The organism is Anianabacter salinae, assembly GCF_019061145.1.
Lineage (GTDB): Bacteria > Pseudomonadota > Alphaproteobacteria > Rhodobacterales > Rhodobacteraceae > Anianibacter > Anianibacter salinarum.
This window is the reverse complement of record NZ_JAHQZS010000014.1, coordinates 2,501-6,175: the sequence shown is the minus strand read 5'-3', so window position 1 is coordinate 6,175 and position 3,675 is coordinate 2,501. Positions and strand designations below refer to the sequence as shown.

Annotated in this window: 1 tRNA gene and 2 rRNA genes; all 3 read right to left on the bottom strand. The window is 55.6% G+C overall.

Annotation, left to right across the window (positions count from 1 at the left end):
- Positions 1–77 (bottom strand) — tRNA-Met (locus KTJ87_RS18125).
- Positions 78–133: 56 nt separating this feature from the next.
- Positions 134–248: ribosomal RNA gene (gene rrf, locus KTJ87_RS18120) — 5S ribosomal RNA — on the bottom strand.
- 216 nt (positions 249–464) lie between these two features.
- Positions 465–3,371 (bottom strand): 23S ribosomal RNA (locus KTJ87_RS18115).
- Positions 3,372–3,675: the final 304 nt, after the last annotated feature.

Sequence of the window (3,675 nt, the reverse complement as noted above, 5' to 3'; positions counted from 1 at the left end):
TGGTTGCGGGGGCAGGATTTGAACCTGCGGCCTTCAGGTTATGAGCCTGACGAGCTACCGGGCTGCTCCACCCCGCGCCAATGTTTTATTGGATCGTTTTGAGAGATACGGCATTGAGTGTGGCTCTTTCTAGGTTTGGCGGCGACCTACTCTCCCACGTCTTGAGACGCAGTACCATTGGCGCTACGGCACTTAACGACCGGGTTCGGAATGGGACCGGGTGTTTTGCTCGCGCTATGACCACCAAACCGAGGAAGAGCCACGTTCGATGCACCGCAGGTGCAGCGGGTGCGCGGAAGCGTTTTTGCGGAGCAAAAGCGCGGTCGCACACCCCTGTCATTTTGGGTGCAGCGGTGTCAGGCCGCCCCCTTTTCCCGGGGCGGTCTGATACAATGTGTCCAAGTCAGTCACTTTGAGGGGTCTGTATGCTTGTGACCAGAAGGGCAGTCTGCCTGTTTCTGGATCAAATCAAGCCTATCGGGCAATTAGTACCGGTCAACTGAATGCATTGCTGCACTTACATCTCCGGCCTATCGACGTGGTGGTCTTCCACGGCCCTCAGGGAGACCTTGTTTTGAGGGGGGCTTCCCGCTTAGATGCCTTCAGCGGTTATCCTGTCCGATCATAGCTACCCTGCACTGCTATTGGCATAACAACAGGTCCACCAGTGGATCGTTCACCCCGGTCCTCTCGTACTAGGGGCAACTCCTCTCAAGTCTCCTACACCCACGGCAGATAGGGACCGAACTGTCTCACGACGTTCTAAACCCAGCTCACGTACCTCTTTAAACGGCGAACAGCCGTACCCTTGGGACCTGCTCCAGCCCCAGGATGAGATGAGCCGACATCGAGGTGCCAAACGATGCCGTCGATATGGACTCTTGGGCATCATCAGCCTGTTATCCCCGGCGTACCTTTTATCCGTTGAGCGATGGCCCTTCCACGCGGGACCACCGGATCACTATGGCCGTCTTTCGACTCTGCTCGACTTGTCAGTCTTGCAGTCAGGCTGGCTTCTGCCATTGCACTCAACGAGCGATTTCCGACCGCTCTGAGCCAACCTTCGCGCGCCTCCGTTACTCTTTAGGAGGCGACCGCCCCAGTCAAACTACCCGCCACACAGGGTCCCGGATCCGGATAACGGACCGCGGTTAGACATCAAGCAGGAGAAGGGTGGTATCTCAAGGGAGGCTCCACAGGAACTGGCGTCCCTGCTTCGAAGCCTACCACCTATCCTGCACATCGCATGCCTGATGCCAGTGTGAAGCTGTAGTAAAGGTGCACGGGGTCTTTCCGTCTAACCGCGGGAAGCCTGCATCTTGACAGGCAATTCAATTTCGCTGAGTCGATGTTGGAGACAGCGGGGAAGTCGTTACGCCATTCGTGCAGGTCGGAACTTACCCGACAAGGAATTTCGCTACCTTAGGACCGTTATAGTTACGGCCGCCGTTTACCGGGGCTTCAATTCGGTGCTTGCACACCTCCTTTTAACCTTCCGGCACCGGGCAGGCGTCAGACCCTATACGTCGCCTTACGGCTTCGCAGAGCCCTGTGTTTTTAGTAAACAGTCGCCACCCCCTGGTTTGTGCCCCCAGCTCCAAGTTGCCTTGGAACCGGGCCTCCTTCTCGCGAACTTACGGAGGTATTTTGCCGAGTTCCTTCAACATCGTTCTCTCAAGCGCCTTGGTATTCTCTACCAGTCCACCTGTGTCGGTTTAGGGTACGATCCAATGGAGGGCTATTTCCAGGGACACCATGGCTGCCCACCCAATCCGATAAGGGCAGACAACGTCCGGCATCCGTCACATCCTCCTGGCTCAGGAATATTAACCTGATTCCCATCGACTACGCCTTTCGGCCTCGCCTTAGGGGTCGGCTTACCCTGCTCAGATTAGCTTTAAGCAGGAACCCTTGGACTTTCGGCGAGAGTGTCTCTCACACTCTTTGTCGCTACTCATGTCATCATTCTCACTTCCGATCGCTCCACCGGTGCCTTACAGCCCGGCTTCACAGCAAACTCCTTGTCTGCGCTACCGCTTCGCTACTTGAGCGCCAGAGGCACCCCCGTATCGGGCGGCAATACAGACATGGAGTTCTTTCACGGAACGCTCCGCTACCATGCCTTACGGCATCCTAAGCTTCGGCTCATGGCTTGAGCCCCGTTACATCTTCGCCGCAAGACAACTTGATTAGACCAGTGAGCTGTTACGCTATCTTTAAAGGATGGCTGCTTCTAAGCCAACCTCCTGGTTGTTTTGGTCGTCTCACATGCTTTCCCACTTAGCCATGAATTAGGGGCCTTAGCTGTAGGTCAGGGTTGTTTCCCTCTTCACTACGGGCGTTAGCACCCGCAGTGTGTCTGCCATCTAGTACTCCCGGGTATTCGGAGTTTGGTTAGGATCAGTAAGCCTGTGGGGCCCCATTACCCATCCAGTGCTCTACCCCCCGGGGTATTCGGATGACGCTCTACCTAAATAGATTTCGCGGAGAACCAGCTATCTCCGAGTTTGATTGGCCTTTCACCCCTAGGCACACCTCATCCCGACCTTTTTCAACAGGTGTGGGTTCGGACCTCCAGTACGTGTTACCGTACCTTCATCCTGGACATGCCTAGATCACTCGGTTTCGGGTCTGATCCCACGAACTCGACGCCCTATTAAGACTCGCTTTCGCTGCGCCTACACCTAACGGCTTAAGCTTGCTCGTGAGACCAAGTCGATGACCCATTATACAAAAGGTACGCCGTCACCTCGCAAGGAGGCTCCGACTGCTTGTAGGCGTTCGGTTTCAGGTACTGTTTCACTCCCCTCGTCGGGGTGCTTTTCACCTTTCCCTCACGGTACTGGTTCGCTATCGGTCAGTAAGGAGTACTTAGCCTTCGAAGGTGGTCCTCCGATCTTCAGACAGGATTTCACGTGTCCCGCCCTACTTGATACGTCCCATCGAGCTTGGAATACGGGGCTGTCACCCGCTATGGCTGACCTTTCCAGGTCATTCTTCTCACTCTCAGGGCTCGGCTGGTTCCCGTTCGCTCGCCGCTACTAGGGAAGTCGCTGTTGCTGTCCTTTCCTCCGGGTACTTAGATGTTTCAGTTCCCCGGGTTTGCTCTTAAAACCCTATGTATTCAGGTAATAAGTACTTGACCATGCTCCTAGTTTGCCACGCATGATCCCCGCTCCATAACCGACCAAGGGTCGGCACAAAGTGGTTATCGCTGCGCGATAACTAAAAACATTCAAGTGGGTTGCCCCATTCGGAAATCCAGGGATCAAAGCCTATTCTCGGCTCCCCCTGGCTTATCGCAGAGTATCACGTCCTTCATCGCCTCTTACTGCCAAGGCATCCACCAAACGCCCTTTTCGCGCTTGATTTGATCCAGAAAGAGACAGACACCCAGTCTGCGCTACCGCTTCGCTGCTTGAGCGCGAGTGCGCCCCGACAGCTTGTCGGTCGTGCAGGGAATGCCGTTCTTTCCGATCAAAAGCATACTTTCCCGCTCCCCCGTCTGGTTCGACCGGGGGAACTTGTGGTGCTGTCCCGTGCAGGACAACACCTCGGTTAGTGTACTTGACTTGGACAACACCTGCTCGCTACCGGCCGGGATACACGCGAATGGCCGAGGAAGCAGCCAGACGAATGCCTTCCCCCGAAGGGGAACCAACCGAGGACCCACCG